Below are 15,272 nucleotides of genomic sequence, written 5' to 3'. Positions count from 1 at the left end.
CTCGTGCCCTCCGCCGACGCGCTGACCTGTCCGCGCGGGTGAGGCTTCAGCGGTGAACGACATCGGGAAATTCTTCGCGGACAACCCCATGGCCGCGGTGATCGCCGCGGGCGAGATCGCCTTCTGGGTGTTCATCGTGGCCGGGCTCGTCGCCCGCTATCCGCTGCGGCTCAAGCGGACCGGCGGCGTGCTGCTGGCCATGACGCCGGTGATCGACGTCGTCGTGCTCGTGCTGACGGTCGTCGACCTGGCGGGCGGGGCTAAGGCGAACTTCGTGCACGGCCTCGCCGCGGTGTACCTCGGCTTCAGCGTGGTGTTCGGGCCGGGCATGATCCGCTGGGCCGACGTCCGCTTCGCGCACCGGTTCGCCGGCGGCCCGCCACCCCCACCCAAGCCGGCGGGCAGGGAGAAGGCCCGCAAGGAATGGCGTGACTGGGGCAAATGCGTGCTGGCCAGCGCGATCGCCGCCGTGCTGCTGCTCGCCGCGATCCTGGTCATCGGGACGCCGGAGCAGGTCGCGCCGCTGTGGGGCTGGCTGCCGAGGCTGGGCGTCCTCACCGCGATCTGGTTCGCCACCGGCCCGCTCTGGCAGGAGATCTTCGGCGAGCGCGCGGAAACCACACCGGAAAGGGCGAACCGATGATCGAACTGCTGGGCATCCTGCTCGTCGTCCAGGGCGTCGGCGGGCTCATCAACCGCCTCGCCGACGCGTCCTCGCGGAGCTGGTTCGTGCAACTGCACCTGCTGCCGCCGGAACTGCACATCGCGGCGAGCGTCGTCATGGCACTGGCGGGCGCGGCGCTGTTGTTCGCCGAACGGGGGCGCAAGCGCCGCAACTCGGGGTGAGGCTCACATCGAGACGGTTCACATCGAGACGAGGACCTGCAGCACGCCGAGCACGATCGTGACGACAGTCAGCAGCACCGTCACCCTGGTCAGCCGGGTGACGCGGGCGCTCACGGTGCTCTCGTAGGAGTACCTCGTCTCCTCGTCCATCGCCTGTGCCTGCCGGTCGAGCTGCCGGATGATCCGTTCGACGCCCATGCTGGTCACCAGCCGCCGTTCCAGGGAGTCGACCTCCGCGGGCAGCACCGAGTTGAGCATTTCGAGGATGTCGTCGAGCGAGCCGCGCAGCAGGCGGGTGCGGCTCGCCGGGTCCCCGCCCTCCTCGTGCGCGCGCTGCGCGCGGCGCAGCCACTGGTCGGCCAGCGCCATCCGGATCAGCACCCGCTCCAGCACGAACAGCATCCCGTGGTCGAGACCGGCGACCGAGCTGTCGATGCCGAAGTACGGCTCCGGCGCGCCGAATCGGCGGACCGCGAGTTCCCGCTGGTTGTCGATGTACTCCTCGTCCTTGCTGTTGAGGCAGACGATCCCGGTCGCCATCGCGTACGCGGCGACGAACGACCGGGTGCCCCACGACGGCCCGAGCGCGTCGCGCGCGACCTCGCGGGGCACGAACCGCCAGCCCTCGTCGCTGGTGGCGAGCCCGTAGTACGGCCGGGGATCGGCGGCGACGACCGGCGCGGGCGGGCGGCCGTCGTAACCCCGCAGCTCGACGCACCAGCCCTTGCGCCGCAAGCCGTCCGTCTCGCAGCTCCGGGTGAGTTCGTCGAACGCCTTGGTCACCGCGGCGAGCAGCGAGGGTTGTTTCTCGCCGCGATAACAGCCATACAGTCCCTGATCGCCCAGCGCGGTCCGGCCCTGCAGACTCTGCAGCAGCGCGATGGCCAGGTCGACGTCGGCGGCGGGCGCGTCGCGTTCCGGCGCCCGCACGGTGGTGGTGAACACGAACGTCATCGCGTGGTACGCCGGATGCCAGGTGACCACGGTGCGGCAGGGGAGCGGGTGCGGGCCGACCGCGATGGACAGCGCTTCGCCGTCGCCCGGCGCGCACAGCAGCCTGCGGTCCGGCTCCTCGCTGTAGGTGGCGAGGAACCGTTCGGCGGCGGTCCATTCGTCGTGCAGCGCGCCGGACAGCGGGGCGAGCAGGCCTCGGGAGGCGCCGTCGTCGAAGATCCGCACGGCCTCGTCCTTCTCCAGCGGGACGGCCCAGGCGAACGACAGCAGCAGCGTGGGGCCGCGGCTCATCGGGCGGTGCGCCGCAGCACGGCGAGCTGGTCGCGGCCGAGGTGACGGCGCAGCGGCGGGGACGCGTTGACCAGCTCGTCGCGGTCGATGTGCCGATCGGCGGGGCCGAGGTCGTCGAGCACGTGGTAGGTCCACTCCCAGGTCGTCCGCCAGCCCGCGGCGGCGGCTTCGGCGGCGACGTCGGCGGGGTCGAGCAGCCGGATCGGGAGCGTGGTGCTCTTCGCGGTGCGCAGCGCGTGGTCGAACTCGGCTCGCCCGACGCGTCGCGAGTGGACGGTGCCGGGTGCCGCGTCGTCGACGCTGTCCAGGCTGAACCCGCCCCGGCCCATCGGCGCGCGGCTGTAGGCGAGGACGAGGACGGCGTCCGGCGTGGTCAGCTCGTGCAGGTGGCGCAGCAGCGGGGTCACGTCGCCGGTCGGGACGTGCTGGATCACGTGACTGCACAGCACCAGGTCGTACGGGCCCCCGTCCAGTTCGACGACCGGGGCGACGGCGAACTCCAGCGCGGTGTCCGGCGGCGGGGTGACCGCGCGCGCCTCGGCGAGACGTCCGGGGTCGGGATCGGCCGCGGTGACGGTGGCGGCGAACCGGGAGAGCCAGCCGAGCAACCTGCCGCCGCCACAGCCCGCGTCGAGCGCGCGCACGTCCGCACGGGGGCCGAGGACACCGGTCAGCTCGGCGGCGAGCCGGTCGAGCGCGCGTTCCTCGCTGCGCGCCCAGTAACCCGGGTACGGCTCGTGCCCGCTGATGAAGGTCCCCGTGACGCGGTCGCCGGTGTCCGGGTAACGGTAGGTGTCCGTCAGCACCCGGTGAATATACCCGCGCGAAACTGGCCGCCGGGGCGCTTTCCCGGCGTTACCATGGTGTTCATGCCCGCCGCGACCGGCAGCGTTGCCGGTCCTCTGGTGCTCTACGCCGTGGTCACCGTCGCCCCCTCGGCGTTGTTCTGGTGCGCCCTGCGTGTCCCCGGGCTGCTGCGGTGGTGGCGCGAGCGGCGCCGCCCGCCCGTCCCGGCGGGGCCGCCGATCGAACGGCTCGCGGCGGACCTGCGCCGGGTCCACCGTGATCTGGCGCGCTGCTCGCCCGGCACGTCCGCGGCCCGGCGGGTCGGCGCGCGGCAGGCGTACGACACGCTGCTCGATCAGGCCTGCCGGCAGATCGAGGTCCCGCACCGGCTGGCGGAACTGCCCGAGGGCCTCGACCGTGACCTCGAACGACTGCGGATCGAGGAATCGTTGCGCTCGCGCGGGCTCGTCGTGCCCTGAGCGGTTGTATCGAACGTGTACGCCGCCCGGGCACGGTGGCGCGTATGAGACGTGGACTTCTGACCGGCCTGGTGGCGGCGGTGCTGCTGGCGGTGGTGACCCCGGCCGCGAACGCGGCGGCGGCCTTCCCCCGGCTGAGCGCGGCGGCCGTCGACGGCTTCCGGCTGACCGCCGGAGAGACTTTCGAGAACTACGGTGCCCGGATCGCGGAGCTGGAAAAGCAAGCCCAGCTCAAACCCCGTGGTATGGCCGAGATCCTGAGCACGGCGAACCGCAAGGCCCGCCCGCTCTGTCACCCCACGCACCTCGCCGCCGCACTGAACCCGGCGGGCTTCTGCTGGGAGGACGCGAACGACGAGAAGACCAACGACTGGGTCCCGCAGGGCCTGACCGGTTCCGGCGACGCGAACCCGGAAACCGGGACGGTGGCGGGCAAACGCGTCGTCGCCGCGTCCTGGCACGCCAGGGAGGACGCCATGGTCCGGCTGTCCTTTGTGGACGCGTCGGGCCTCGGCTACCGGCACGTACTGCTCGTGGAACCCACCTCCGGCACCGATTTCCAGGTCGTGACCGGCCACGGGCACGGGATGATCTGGTCGGGCAACCTGCTCTACGTCGCGACGAGCGGCGGCGTGATCCGGGTCTTCGACACGACGCACTTCTGGAAGGTGGACGACAGCGCGGGCAACGTCGGCCTCGGCGGCGACGGCAAGTACCACGCCGCGTTCTACGACTACGCCCTGCCGCAGGTGGGTGCGTACTGGTACGCCGACGGCAAGGGCTGCACCACGGCGACGGGGACGAACCCGTGCCTGTCGACGCTTTCGCTGGACCACAGCGATTCTTCGTTCGTCTCCGCCGAACACGCGGCCGAGTCGGGCGGCCGCGTCGTGCGCTGGCCGTTCGACCGCGCCACCGGGAAGCTCGTCACCGGTTCCGACGGTCTGGTGCACGCGAAGGAGGGCTTCTCGTCGCCGGTGTGGGGCGTACAGGGCGCGGTGTCGCGCAATGGCTACTTCGTGCTCACCGGCGTCTGTCCCGAAAACGCGGGCAAACCCGTGGACCTGCCTTCCTGCCTGCACGGCGGCGTCGGCGGCGAGACGACGTCCCGGCTGAGCGGTCAGGCCCCGGTCAACAGCCAGAACCTCTCGTACTGGCCCAAAACCGGAGAACTGTGGCTGATCAACGAACAACTGCGGGAACGCGTCACGGTGCACGTCCCGTGGACCAAACTCACCGGCCGCGCCTGAAAACGAGGGGCGAACTCGCGTACCCAGAGGGTCGGCCGACGTACCCAGGGAGTCGGCCGGTGAACCGACTGTCTGGGTACGCGAGCCGACGGCGTGGGTAGGCGGGCGCTACAGCACGAGGTCGGCGAGGCGGGGGAGGTCGTCGAGGTTTTCGGTGGCGGGGTTGAAGATCAGCTCCTCGGCGCCGATGTCGGCGAACGCCTTCACCGCGTCCCGGATCTCTTCCGGCGTCGTCCGCACCCCGGAGGCGATGAAATCGGCCCGCTCGCCCATGTTGCTGTAGTAGTCCCGGACCTTCCCACGGCCCGTGTCGGGCTCACCCAGTGCGAAGTAGGTGATCGCGACGAGCCGCGGCTCGCCCTCGCGGCCTGCCTCGCGCCACGCGGCGCGGGCGTGCTCGAACGATTCGGCGACCATCTCCGGCGGCATCGAACCCCCGACGTAGCCCTGGCCCCACTTCGCCATCCGCGCGAGCGCCGCGGGCGCGAAACCGCCGAACAGCAACGGAACTTCGCGCGTCCCCGGCGGCACGGCGGCGTTTTCGCCGCCCCCGACCGGCTCTCCGCGCCATACGTTCCGGTAGACCTCTAGATCGGCGTCGATCCGCTTGCCGAGACCCTTCGGGCCGAGACCGTCGGTGACGAAGTCGTCCTCGCGCCCGCCGATCCCGATGCCGAGCGAGAGCCGTCCGCCGGAAACGCCGTCGATCCCGGCGACCTCCTTCGCCAGCAACACCGGCGGCCACACCGTGCCGAGCAGGACATTGCTGAGCAGGCCGATCCGGCGGGTCGCCCCGGCCGCGGCGGCGAGCGCGACGGTGTCCATCACGCCCGGGTAGGCGATCCGGCCGACCGTGCCGAGCGTCGAGAACCCGGCCTCTTCGGCGCGGCCGGCCCATTCGGGGATGACCGTGGGACGGACGTCGCGGACCTGGTTCGGCAGGCCGATACCGATCTTCATTAAGGCTCCTCGCGGGAATCGGCGATGTCGTCTCCACGTTCCCGGAAACGGGAGAACCCCGCCACCACTCGCGTGGCGGCGGGGTTCCCTTTGCCCGTAGGGGAAATCAGTCGAGGTAGTCGCGCAGCACCTGCGACCGCGACGGGTGACGCAGCTTCGACATCGTCTTCGACTCGATCTGCCGGATGCGTTCCCGGGTCACCCCGTACACCTGGCCGATCTCGTCGAGCGTGCGCGGCTGGCCGTCGGTGAGGCCGAACCGCAGCCGGACGACGCCCGCCTCGCGCTCGGACAGCGTCTGCAGCACCGACTGGAGCTGGTCCTGCAGCAGCGTGAACGACACCGCGTCGACCGCGACGACCGCTTCGGAGTCCTCGATGAAGTCGCCGAGCTGCGAGTCGCCCTCGTCGCCGATGGTCTGGTCGAGCGAGATCGGCTCACGCGCGTACTGCTGGATCTCCAGGACCTTCTCCGGGGAGATGTCCATCTCCTTCGCGAGCTCCTCGGGAGTGGGCTCGCGGCCGAGGTCCTGCAGCAGCTCACGCTGTATACGGCCGAGCTTGTTGATGACCTCGACCATGTGCACCGGGATACGGATGGTGCGGGCCTGGTCGGCCATCGCGCGGGTGATCGCCTGGCGGATCCACCACGTGGCGTACGTCGAGAACTTGTAGCCCTTGGTGTAGTCGAACTTCTCCACCGCGCGGATCAGGCCGAGGTTGCCCTCCTGGATCAGGTCCAGGAACGCCATGCCGCGGCCGGTGTAGCGCTTGGCCAGCGACACCACCAGCCGGAGGTTCGCCTCCAGCAGATGGTTCTTGGCGCGCTCGCCGTCACGCACGATCCACTTGAGATCGCGGCGCATCTGGGTGACGAGCTTCTCGCCCTCCTCCTCGGCGTTGCGCACGCGCTCGGCGGCGTAGAGCCCGGCCTCGATGCGCTTGGCGAGCTCCACCTCCTCCTCGGCGTTGAGCAGCGCCACCTTGCCGATCTGCTTGAGGTAGGCACGCACCGAGTCGGCGGAGGCGGTGAGCTCGGCGTCCTTGCGCGCCTGGCGCAGCGCCTCGGACTCCTCCTCGTCCCACACGAAGTCCGGGTTGTCGGAGGACTTCCCGCCCTTGTCGGAAGCCGTGCTGCGGCGGCCCTTCGGGGTCTCCTCGGACTCCTCGTCGTCGTCCTCGGATTCGACCTCGTCGTTGACCGTCTCGTCGACCACGTCGACCTCGACCTCTTCCAGATCCGACAGATCCGGCGACTCGAGATCGGCCTCGTCGAGCTCGCCGGGACCGTCGGGCTCGCCGTCCTCGGTCTTCGGGCCCTTGGTGGCGGCCTTCTTGGCGGCAGGAGCTTTCTTCGCGGGGGCCTTCTTGGCCGGAGCCTTCTTGGCGCCCGCAGACCTGGTGGTGGTCTTGCGCGCCGCGGTCTCCGCGGTGGTCACCTCGTCGGCCGGCTCACCGGCTGCTGCGGTCGCTGTCTTCGTCCCGCTTCGGGTTGCGGTTCTTGCGGCTGCCACTTACGCCCTTTCGCAGCGGTCGATCGTGACGAGCCGGACCATGCGGCCACAGCTCGCTCAAATTCGGGGAACACGCCTCGGCCTGCGGTTTTGTCCTCCGCAGCCGTGGGCCGTGTTCCATTGTAACGACGGTACGCGGGTGCGGCGCGCGCCGATCACCCTCCGGCACCGCGCACGTGACATTCGTGGCGGGTCTGTCAGTGCCCGCGTGCCACCCGGATCAGTGCTCGATACCCTCCGCCGCGGCCACCGCCGCGCCGACGATCCCGGCGTTGTTCTGCAGCGACGCCACGAGGACCGGAGTGCGGATGTCCAGCAGCGGAACCCATTTCTCGGACTTCTTGCTGACCCCGCCGCCGACGATGAACAGATCCGGCCAGACCAGGTTTTCGAGCACGGTCAGATAACGATGCACCCGCTTGGCCCACTGGGGATAGGACAGGCCCTCGTTGTCCTTCACCGACGCGGCCGCGCGTTTCTCCGCGTCGTGCCCGTCGACCTCCAGATGGCCGAACTCGGTGTTGGGGACCAGTTTCCCGTCGTGGAACACCGCGCTGCCGATCCCGGTGCCGAAGGTCAGCAGCGCCGTCACGCCGGTCCTCGCGGACGGCTCGCCGAAGCGGATCTCGGCCATCCCGGCGGCGTCGGCGTCGTTGAGCATCGCGATGTCGTCGATGTCGCGGCCGAGGCGCTTGGCGAACAGCGCGTCGGCGTCCGTGCCGATCCACGCGTGGTCGATGTTCGCGGCGGTGTGCGCGACACCCTTCTTCACCACGGCGGGCAGCGTGACCCCGACCGGGCCGTCCCAGTCCGCGGTGGCGATGATCTCGGCGACGACCTCCGCGACCGCTTCGGGAGTGGAGGGCTTCGGCGTGTCGATCCGGATGCGGTCGCCGATGAGCTGACCCCGCTCCAGGTCGACGAGGGCGCCCTTGATGCCACTGCCGCCGATGTCGATTCCGAAACCTCGGGTCGCGGTCACAGACGTGGTCCCTTCTCGCACGATTCAGAAGCCTGCTGCGGAGACTTTAACCGGATGTGGTGACATGGCGGACGTGGGAGCTGACGAGTCGTTGCTGAAGAGTGTCGCCGAGCGTATCGCCGTCGAGGCCGCCGAGCTGGTCAAGAGCGCATGGGAGGAGATGGGGCGGGGTGGCCGCGTGCGCGTGGACACCAAGTCCGCGGACACGGACGTGGTCACCGCGGTCGACCACGAGTCCGAGCGGCTGGTGCGGTCCCGGCTGGCCGAGCTGCGCCCCGGCGAGCCGGTGCTGGGCGAGGAGGGCGGTGGCTCGGAGGCGGCCTCCGGCGGGGTCACCTGGGTGGTCGACCCGATCGACGGGACGGTCAACTTCCTCTACGGGCTGCCGTGGTTCGCGGTGTCGGTCGCCGCGCAGATCGACGGCGTTTCGGTCGCCGGCGCGGTGGTCGAGCCGGTGAGCGGCCGCCGATGGACCGCCGCGCGCGGCCATGGCGCGTGGCTCGACGGCCGCCCGCTCGCGGTGTCGGCCCCGGAACGGCTGGAGCTGACCCTCGTCGGCACCGGGTTCGCCTACGTCGAAGAACGCCGGAAGCGGCAGGCGCGGTTCGCCTCGGAGCTGCTGGGGCGGGTGCGGGACATCCGGCGCAACGGGGCCGCGTCGCTCGACCTGTGCGCGGTCGGCGCCGGCTGGCTGGACGCCTACGTCGAGCACGGCCTGCACCGCTGGGACTGGGCCGCCGGCGCGCTGGTCGCCGCCGAGGCGGGCGCCGTCGTCGCACTGCCCGGATCGGCTCCCGACCTCGGGGCCGACGCCACCTACGCGGCGGCGCCGTCCGTCGCCGCGCCGCTGCGCTCGGCCCTTGCGTCCTGCGGTGCCGCCGAGGTCTGAGGACGCGTGCGGGAACGGCGATCTCGCGTGATCAGGGGGAGAACTCGCGTGATCAGGCGCGGAACTCGCGTGATCAGCAGGTGACGTCGCGGGCGGAGGCGAGCAGGGTCTGGTCGACCACCGGGGCCTGCGCCCCGGCGGCCTGTTCGCCGCCCCCGCCGCCCTGGTGCTGCTGGGACCAGGCGGTGAGCTGCCGCAGGATCTCCCTGGCCTGCGAGGTCGGCCGGAGGTCGCCGAAGCTCTTGCCGGTGACCAGGTCGATGCTGGCGTCCTTGCGGTTGTCCTGGACGAGCTCGGCGCACGGGACCACGAGGCTCATCGTGCGGGCGGCGGCGGTGCCGTTCTCGCCGAACCGGATCTGGCCGCGGCACTTGGCCTCGCGCTTGTCGTAGGCCGGGTCGTTGGCGGGCTCGCCGATGCCGGTGAAGCCGAGGTCCTTGAGACCCGCGGTCGTGATGCTGCCCTGGCCGCGCACGGAGCTGGCGTTGAGCACGCGCACCGCGATCTTGTCCGGCGGCACCGGGGTGCGGTCGTCGAGCGCGTCGTGCGGGAGGCTGGTGAACGCGGTGCCCGGCGGCGGGCTCGCGGCAGGGTCGCAGCGGACCACCGCGTCGACGTCGGCCTTGCTGACCACGGCGTTGACCCAGACGATCACCGCGCCGAGCGCCAGCACACCGATGACGATGAGCGCCGGCAACGGCCGGTGCTTGCGATACGGCCTCGCCTTACGGTCCCCTGAACCGCCCGAGCCGCTCCCCGACGCCACCTGCCCCGTCCCTTCCCGAACCCGGAAACCCGATCGGCGTAGTAGTCACCCGCCGGTGAACACACCCTGCGGTCACAGACACCTTCGCGGCTGATCAGCTTAAGCGTTACAGCCGACACGCGTAGGTTCGGGTCACCTGTGTGGCTCCCGCGCCCATTCTTCTGTTTCGGTCATGCTCCGAGCCGCCCCGGAACCGTGGTCCCCTGTCTTCGGATAGCACCACGCGGGTACCCGCCAGGGCAAGCGGACACGGCCGCCAGGTGAGGTTCCCGACCTGGGGGCAACCCGTTCGGAGGATGCGCGTCCCACCTGCAGGTTCCCCCTGTCGGGTGACGATTATCCGGCATTGCTCGCCTCCGTGCGGAACCCGCCGGGCGGTGAGCTACCCTTCCCGGGCTCCGGCCGCAGGAACAGGCGTAACGCGCCTTCTGAAAAGAAGTTACCTCGGTCACTGCGCAGCCGGGCACAAACAGGGGCGCTGGAACGTTGACCAGCGGCACGACGGACTCACGGGCGCGCCCGTGGGCCGGGCAAGACCGATACAAGCTGATCGCAGGGGTGAGGACACATGGCGACCGACTACGACGCTCCGCGCCGCAGCGAAGCCGACGAGCTGGCCGAAGACTCGTTGGAGGAGCTGAAGGCACGGCGCAACGAGAACCAGTCCGGCGTCGTCGACGTCGACGAGGACGCGACGGCCGAGAACTTCGAACTCCCGGGTGCGGACCTCTCCGGTCTGTCCGGCGAGGATCTCACCGTCAAGGTGGTGCCCAAGCAGGCCGACGAGTTCACCTGCTCGGTCTGTTTCCTGGTGCACCACCGCAGCAGGCTCGCCGAGGACAACGGCGGCCGGCTGATCTGCCGCGACTGCGCCTGAGCACGACGCGTCCGGTCCCGCGCGGCCGGTCGTAAGGGTACGGGGATCTCGTACGGGTTTTCAGGGGACGAACAGACGCGGCGGCGAGTTCGGGGCGGCTCGCACGCGAGCTGGGCTAAGGGGGCCGACCTGCGGGTCGGCCCCCTTCCACATGTCCGGGGCCGGCTCAGCCGTTGGCGCGCAGCAGCTTCGCGATCTTCTCCGGATGCCGGGTGCTGAACAGCCAGTACGGCGTCGGGTCGTCCGGATCGGTGAGCCGGAGCCGCACCGCCGGGCCGACCCAGCCGCGGTGCAGGACGAACGCCGCCGGGTCGCCGTCGCGGCCGAGCGCGGGACGCTTGGCGTTCTTGTCGAGGACCTCGACCTCACCGGCGAACCGCAGTGGCAGATGCGCCTCGCCCACCCACAGCTCGGGTTCGTCGCCGCCGGTGACGCGGATCCGCGACCGGCCGAGCGAGAGCAGCAGCGCCACCACGAGCGGCAGCGTCACGAGGTAGGGCAGCCAGGCACGGATGCCGGGGTAGCCCATGTGCAGTTCGGCGGCCAGCAGGACCGCGCCGAGCACCGGCAGCGGCCAGCCCCACCACGGGACATAGAGCCGTTCGCGATGCTCGACGGCGTTCGTCACGGCCGGGTTCACGGTGTCGCCCACGCGTACAGGGTAATCTCGCCGCCCGTGTCCAGCGTTCAGGTCCTCCTCACCCGTCTCGACCCCGGCGTCCCCGTCCCCGCCTACGCGCGTCCCGGCGACGCGGGCGCCGATCTCGTCACCACCTCGGATATCGTTCTCGGGCCCGGGGAACGCGGCGTTGTCGGCACCGGCATCGCGATCGCGCTCCCGGCCGGGTACGCGGGTTTCGTCCATCCACGATCCGGGCTCGCCGCCAGGGCCGGGCTCTCGGTGGTGAACACGCCCGGCACGATCGACGCGGGTTACCGTGGCGAGATCAAGATCTGCCTGATCAACCACGATCCGGTGCACAAGATCGTGCTCGCCCGCGGCGACCGGATCGCGCAGCTGGTCGTGCAGCGGGTCGAACACGCCGAATTCGTCGAGGTGGCCGAGCTCGACCCGACGGAACGGGGCGAAGGAGGCTACGGCTCCACGGGTGGACACGCCACACTGGGAGCCGACGCGCGCAGCGCGGGGGAAGGAACGGAGAACTAGTGGGGATTTTCGGACGCAAGCGGCGGGCCGGGGAACGGTCCGGTGGGCGGCACGCCGCGCCCGAGGTCGAGGACGACTTCGCCGAGGAGCTGGACGACGACGAGCCGGAGTCGGAGCTGTCCGAGGTGTCCGACGGTCCGTTCGACGTCGCGGATTTCGAGGACGACGGCCTGCCCCGGATAGACCTCGGCTCGGTGAAGGTGCCGGTGCCGGACGGGTCCCAGGTGCAGGTCGAGATGGACCCCGAGGGCGGCGGTGTGCGGGCGGTGCACGTCGTCACCGAGCAGGGGCAGATCACGGTCAGCGCGTACGCGGCGCCGCGCACGGGCGGGCTGTGGCGCGAGGTCAGCGCCGAACTGGCCGACCAGCTGCGCGCCGACGGCGCCAAGGTGACCGTCGGCCGTGGTGAGTGGGGGATGGAGCTGTCGGCCATCGTCGGCGACGTCGCGCTGCGCTTCGTGGGTGTCGACGGCCCGAGGTGGATGCTGCGCGGGGTGATCGCGGGCCCGCAGTCGCAGGCCGCGCACGCGCCCGACGTGCTGCGCGCGATCGTCCGGCGCACGATCGTCGACCGGGGCGACTCGCCGATGCCGGTCCGCACGCCGCTCACCATCACGCTGCCCGACGCCGTCGCCGAGCACATCGCCGCCCAGCAGCAGGGCCAGGCCTGAGCCGAAGGGGACTTTCGTCGCGTCGCACGCGAGGAAAGTCCCCTTCGGCACTCCACCGGATTGGTACGGTCGTGCCATGCCTGACTTCGCCGAGTGGATGATCTTCCTGGGGACGGCGGCGATCTTCGCGGTGACGCCCGGCCCCGGGATTCTGTACGTGCTGGCCCGCAGCCTCAAGGGCGGGCGGGGCGAAGGCGTGCGTTCGGTGCTCGGCAACGGGATCGGCGCGTCGGTGCACGTCGTCGCGGCGGCGCTCGGGCTCTCGGCGCTCCTGGCGACGTCGGCGGTCGCGTTCACCGTCGTGAAGCTGGCGGGCGCGGCGTATCTGGTCTTCCTCGGGCTGCAGGCGATCTTCCGGCGTCATCGCGACGACGAGGTGTCCGGCGACGACGCCGGTCTCGCGGCGCGCTGGGCGCGTTCACCGCTGTTCCAAGGCGTGCTGACCGAGGTGCTCAACCCGAAGACCGCGCTCTACTTCATGGCGCTGCTGCCGCATTTCGTGCACCCGGAGCGGGCGCCGGCCCCGCTGGTGTTCCTCGTGCTCGGGCTCATCGCGCTCGCCATGGCGATGCTGGCCGACCTGCTCGTCGCGGTGTTCGCGGGCAGGCTCGGCGCGCTGATCGACGGCAACGTCCGCTGGCGGGTCCGGCAGCGGGTCGCCTCCGGCGCCACGATGATCGGCCTCGGCGGGTTCGTCGCGCTCTCGGACTAGCGGTGTGGCCGGCTAGCCGCGCGAGGCCCGCAGCCACGCCAGCACGGTCGCCCTGCCGAGTGATTCGCGATCCTCGCCGAGCGCGGTCAGCGTCGTCTCGACGACGGCCGCGCGAGGCAGCGCGCCCGCCCACGCGCGCGCGACTTTCGTCGGGTGTATCGGATCGTCGACACAGGTGGCTATCCCGGCGGGGAAGGACAAATCGCTCAGCGCGGCGAGCGTCGGCGCGGGCCGGGACGCCGCGGTCCGCAGGCTCGCCGCGAGCCCGTCGCCGTGCCGCCGCCACGCCCGCCCGAGTTCGGCGGTGAGCCACGGCGGGCTTCCCTCCGCGGACTTCGCCAGCGCGGCCTCGACGCCGTGTTCGGCCACCAGATCCGCGGAGAGCGTCGCGGCCAGCGACGCGGGTGCCGCGTCCGGCGCGCCGTTCCAGGCCGGGAGCGCGGCCAGCAGGCCCCGGCAACGGCCCGGCTCGCGCACGGCCCACTCCGCGGCGAGGTGCGCGCCGAACGAGATCCCGCCCGCCAGCAACGGACCGTGTGCCGCGGCGAGCCGGTCGAGTTCGGCGAGATACCCCTCGGCCAGCGCGTTTCCCGGCGGTGGGACGGGGGTAACCAGCTCGATGTCCAGCACGGCCAGCGGGCGCGCGAAAACCGCGCGCACGAAGACCTCGTCGGAGCCGGTACCGGGCAGCAGTACCGCCGTTCGCGGGATAGTGGACGTCACGTTGCGATCTTGGCCTAAAGCGGCTTCCCTGGCGGGGTCGCAGTTACGCTGGATCACGCACGGGCCGCAGAACACGTCGGGGGCCCCGGAGCACAGGAGCACCACTATGCCCGCCAAAGACGGCGGCTACTTCAGCCGGTTGGTTCGGAAGCTGACCAGCGACGTCGAGGAGCTCGACGCCGATGATCTGTCCGAAAGGTCCGAAGCGCAGGGCGCGCAGCGCGCCTGCGACTGCCGCTCGGGCGACGAGGTCACGGTGCTCGGCAGACTGCGCAGCGTCGAGCTGTGCCCCACCAACGAAGCGGCGACGCTGCAGGCGGAGCTGTTCGACGGGACACAGGGTGTGACGCTAATCTGGCTGGGCCGTCGCCGGATCCCCGGCATCGAGCCGGGCCGGACCATCAAGGTGCGGGGCAGGCTGGCCGAACGCGACGGCCAGAAAGTGCTGTACAACCCGTATTACGAACTCCAGAGCCCAGTGAGTTGATCAGCTGCCGTGACTGAACCCGCTCCGCGCGCCGAGAAGAGCGAACCCGGGGACAGCGTTCCCGGGGAAGAGGGGCCCAAACCCGAGCCCACCCTGCTCGAGCAGATGGGCGGTGTGTCCGGCCTGATCTACTCGTCGCTGCCGGTGATCGTCTTCGTGCTCGTCAACTCCTTCTTCGGGCTGACCGCCGCGATCTGGAGCGCCATCGGCAGCGCGGTGGCCATCACCGTCCTGCGGATCGTGCGCAAGGAACCGCTGCAGCCGGCGATCTCCGGCTTCTTCGGCGTCGCCATCGCCGCGTTCATCGCCTTCCGCACCGGCTCCGCGAAGGGGTTCTTCCTGTTCGGGATCTGGGCGAGCCTGGTCTACTGCGGCGTCTTCGTGCTCTCGATCGTGGTGCGCTGGCCGATCGCGGGCGTCGTGTGGAACCTGCTCAACGGCACCGGACAGGCCTGGCGCAAGGACAAGTACTCGCGGTTCGGCTACGACATCGCGACGTTCGCGCTGGCGGTCATCTTCGCCGCCCGGTTCGTCGTGCAGCGCTGGCTCTACCAGGAGGACTACACCGGCTGGCTGGCGTTCGCGAAGATCGCCATGGGCTACCCGCTCTACGCGCTGGGCCTGCTCGTCGTGGTGTGGGCGGTCCGGCGCTCGGACAAGCGGCTCAAGGCACTCGCCGAGTCGGCCCCGAAGCCCGAGACGGACGCCGAGGTCGAAGCCCGGCTCCGCGAGAAATACGCCCAGACCCCGCAAACCGAGTCCTGAGCGGGCTGAAGGGGACTTTCCTCTCGTAAGACGCGCTGAAGGGGACTTTCCTCGCATGCGATGCGAGGAAAAAAGAACCGATCACAGACTATAAGCAGGGGGCGGGGTGTGACGGGGGGGACGCGTCGGGGCGCGACAAAAAACCCGAGGAGC

General features: G+C 70.9%; 19 protein-coding genes. 11 read left to right on the top strand and 8 right to left on the bottom strand.

What is annotated here, in order from left to right:
* Positions 1–52: 52 nt before the first annotated feature.
* Positions 53–643: a hypothetical protein gene (locus ACFWY9_RS07510; RefSeq protein ID WP_378338417.1), complete on the top strand. Its 591-nt coding sequence runs from the start codon at positions 53–55 to the stop codon at positions 641–643.
* The gene (locus ACFWY9_RS07505) at positions 640–846 is read left to right on the top strand and encodes a hypothetical protein (RefSeq protein WP_378326985.1); all 207 of its coding nucleotides are present in this window, start codon (positions 640–642) and stop codon (positions 844–846) included. The genes ACFWY9_RS07510 and ACFWY9_RS07505 overlap by 4 nt, the downstream gene beginning before the upstream one ends.
* Before the next feature lie 18 nt (positions 847–864).
* Here the strand turns inward: ACFWY9_RS07505 and ACFWY9_RS07500 are convergent, their stop codons facing one another.
* Together ACFWY9_RS07500 and ACFWY9_RS07495 are read right to left on the bottom strand one after the other, a co-directional pair.
* On the bottom strand, positions 865–2,091 hold the full coding sequence (locus ACFWY9_RS07500) for a hypothetical protein (protein WP_378338416.1): 1,227 nt from the start codon (positions 2,089–2,091) through the stop codon (positions 865–867).
* Entirely contained in the window at positions 2,088–2,897 is an 810-nt protein-coding gene (locus tag ACFWY9_RS07495) for a class I SAM-dependent methyltransferase (protein WP_378338415.1), read from the bottom strand. The genes ACFWY9_RS07500 and ACFWY9_RS07495 overlap by 4 nt, the downstream gene beginning before the upstream one ends.
* A 63-nt stretch (positions 2,898–2,960) precedes the next feature.
* Here ACFWY9_RS07495 and ACFWY9_RS07490 point away from each other — a divergent pair, with 63 nt between their 5' ends.
* Positions 2,961–3,356 (top strand): hypothetical protein, encoded by a 396-nt coding sequence (locus tag ACFWY9_RS07490; protein WP_378338414.1) that lies wholly within the window; start codon positions 2,961–2,963, stop codon positions 3,354–3,356.
* Positions 3,357–3,400: 44 nt separating this feature from the next.
* A complete protein-coding gene (locus ACFWY9_RS07485; protein WP_378326981.1) occupies positions 3,401–4,606 on the top strand; it encodes a hypothetical protein in 1,206 nt (401 codons plus the stop codon).
* Between the two features lie 108 nt (positions 4,607–4,714).
* On the opposite strand, the gene ACFWY9_RS07480 is transcribed toward ACFWY9_RS07485, so the two are convergent.
* The 3 genes from ACFWY9_RS07480 to ppgK all read right to left on the bottom strand — a co-directional run bounded on the left by ACFWY9_RS07480 (position 4,715) and on the right by ppgK (position 8,061).
* Positions 4,715–5,566, bottom strand: a complete 852-nt coding sequence (locus ACFWY9_RS07480) for an LLM class flavin-dependent oxidoreductase (protein WP_378326980.1) — start codon at positions 5,564–5,566, stop codon at positions 4,715–4,717.
* 106 nt (positions 5,567–5,672) lie between these two features.
* Positions 5,673–7,079: an RNA polymerase sigma factor gene (locus ACFWY9_RS07475; protein WP_378326979.1), complete on the bottom strand. Its 1,407-nt coding sequence runs from the start codon at positions 7,077–7,079 to the stop codon at positions 5,673–5,675.
* Positions 7,080–7,299: 220 nt separating this feature from the next.
* Positions 7,300–8,061, bottom strand: coding sequence for a polyphosphate--glucose phosphotransferase (ppgK, locus tag ACFWY9_RS07470; protein ID WP_378326978.1), 762 nt, complete (start codon positions 8,059–8,061; stop codon positions 7,300–7,302).
* 64 nt (positions 8,062–8,125) lie between these two features.
* Here ppgK and ACFWY9_RS07465 point away from each other — a divergent pair, with 64 nt between their 5' ends.
* Entirely contained in the window at positions 8,126–8,950 is an 825-nt protein-coding gene (locus ACFWY9_RS07465; protein ID WP_378326977.1) for an inositol monophosphatase family protein, read from the top strand.
* A 73-nt stretch (positions 8,951–9,023) separates the two neighbouring features.
* Here the strand turns inward: ACFWY9_RS07465 and cei are convergent, their stop codons facing one another.
* The gene (cei, locus tag ACFWY9_RS07460) at positions 9,024–9,716 is read right to left on the bottom strand and encodes an envelope integrity protein Cei (RefSeq protein WP_378326976.1); all 693 of its coding nucleotides are present in this window, start codon (positions 9,714–9,716) and stop codon (positions 9,024–9,026) included.
* A gap of 568 nt (positions 9,717–10,284) precedes the next feature.
* Between cei and ACFWY9_RS07455 the strand changes: the two genes are divergently transcribed.
* Positions 10,285–10,593 carry a DUF4193 domain-containing protein gene (locus ACFWY9_RS07455; RefSeq protein ID WP_345387473.1) on the top strand — a complete coding sequence of 103 codons (309 nt, stop codon included), beginning with the start codon at positions 10,285–10,287 and terminating at the stop codon, positions 10,591–10,593.
* Between the two features lie 166 nt (positions 10,594–10,759).
* On the opposite strand, the gene ACFWY9_RS07450 is transcribed toward ACFWY9_RS07455, so the two are convergent.
* A complete protein-coding gene (locus ACFWY9_RS07450; RefSeq protein ID WP_378326975.1) occupies positions 10,760–11,245 on the bottom strand; it encodes a DUF3093 domain-containing protein in 486 nt (161 codons plus the stop codon).
* A 24-nt stretch (positions 11,246–11,269) separates the two neighbouring features.
* Between ACFWY9_RS07450 and dut the strand changes: the two genes are divergently transcribed.
* The 3 genes from dut to ACFWY9_RS07435 all read left to right on the top strand — a co-directional run bounded on the left by dut (position 11,270) and on the right by ACFWY9_RS07435 (position 13,144).
* Positions 11,270–11,761, top strand: coding sequence for a dUTP diphosphatase (gene dut / locus ACFWY9_RS07445; protein ID WP_378326974.1), 492 nt, complete (start codon positions 11,270–11,272; stop codon positions 11,759–11,761).
* A complete protein-coding gene (locus ACFWY9_RS07440) occupies positions 11,761–12,432 on the top strand; it encodes a DUF3710 domain-containing protein (RefSeq protein ID WP_378326973.1) in 672 nt (223 codons plus the stop codon). Before dut ends, ACFWY9_RS07440 begins: the two co-directional genes overlap by 1 nt.
* Positions 12,433–12,508: 76 nt before the next feature.
* Positions 12,509–13,144 (top strand): LysE family translocator, encoded by a 636-nt coding sequence (locus ACFWY9_RS07435; RefSeq protein ID WP_378326972.1) that lies wholly within the window; start codon positions 12,509–12,511, stop codon positions 13,142–13,144.
* Between the two features lie 12 nt (positions 13,145–13,156).
* Here the strand turns inward: ACFWY9_RS07435 and ACFWY9_RS07430 are convergent, their stop codons facing one another.
* Positions 13,157–13,867 carry an alpha/beta fold hydrolase gene (locus ACFWY9_RS07430; RefSeq protein ID WP_378326971.1) on the bottom strand — a complete coding sequence of 237 codons (711 nt, stop codon included), beginning with the start codon at positions 13,865–13,867 and terminating at the stop codon, positions 13,157–13,159.
* Between the two features lie 106 nt (positions 13,868–13,973).
* Between ACFWY9_RS07430 and ACFWY9_RS07425 the strand changes: the two genes are divergently transcribed.
* Positions 13,974–14,354, top strand: a complete 381-nt coding sequence (locus ACFWY9_RS07425; RefSeq protein WP_378326970.1) for an OB-fold nucleic acid binding domain-containing protein — start codon at positions 13,974–13,976, stop codon at positions 14,352–14,354.
* Between the two features lie 9 nt (positions 14,355–14,363).
* Positions 14,364–15,119 carry a DUF3159 domain-containing protein gene (locus ACFWY9_RS07420; RefSeq protein WP_378326969.1) on the top strand — a complete coding sequence of 252 codons (756 nt, stop codon included), beginning with the start codon at positions 14,364–14,366 and terminating at the stop codon, positions 15,117–15,119.
* The last annotated feature ends 153 nt before the right edge of the window (positions 15,120–15,272 follow it).

The sequence above is a fragment of the Amycolatopsis sp. NPDC059027 genome, assembly GCF_042739735.1.
GTDB lineage: Bacteria > Actinomycetota > Actinomycetes > Mycobacteriales > Pseudonocardiaceae > Amycolatopsis.
Note: the sequence above shows the minus strand (reverse complement) of the source record. Positions and strands in the feature narration are given on the sequence as shown.

Excerpts from the sequence above, each read along its gene's own strand:
- ACFWY9_RS07465 (WP_378326977.1), top strand. The coding sequence starts at position 8,126 with ATGGCGGACGTGGGAGCTGACGAGTCGTTGCTGAAGAGTGTCGCCGAG.
- ACFWY9_RS07455 (WP_345387473.1), top strand. The coding sequence starts at position 10,285 with ATGGCGACCGACTACGACGCTCCGCGCCGCAGCGAAGCCGACGAGCTG.
- ACFWY9_RS07505 (WP_378326985.1), top strand. The coding sequence starts at position 640 with ATGATCGAACTGCTGGGCATCCTGCTCGTCGTCCAGGGCGTCGGCGGG.
- ACFWY9_RS07485 (WP_378326981.1), top strand. The coding sequence starts at position 3,401 with ATGAGACGTGGACTTCTGACCGGCCTGGTGGCGGCGGTGCTGCTGGCG.
- ACFWY9_RS07480 (WP_378326980.1), bottom strand. The coding sequence starts at position 5,566 with ATGAAGATCGGTATCGGCCTGCCGAACCAGGTCCGCGACGTCCGTCCC.
- ACFWY9_RS07425 (WP_378326970.1), top strand. The coding sequence starts at position 13,974 with ATGCCCGCCAAAGACGGCGGCTACTTCAGCCGGTTGGTTCGGAAGCTG.
- ACFWY9_RS07490 (WP_378338414.1), top strand. The coding sequence starts at position 2,961 with ATGCCCGCCGCGACCGGCAGCGTTGCCGGTCCTCTGGTGCTCTACGCC.
- ACFWY9_RS07435 (WP_378326972.1), top strand. The coding sequence starts at position 12,509 with ATGCCTGACTTCGCCGAGTGGATGATCTTCCTGGGGACGGCGGCGATC.
- ACFWY9_RS07500 (WP_378338416.1), bottom strand. The coding sequence starts at position 2,091 with ATGAGCCGCGGCCCCACGCTGCTGCTGTCGTTCGCCTGGGCCGTCCCG.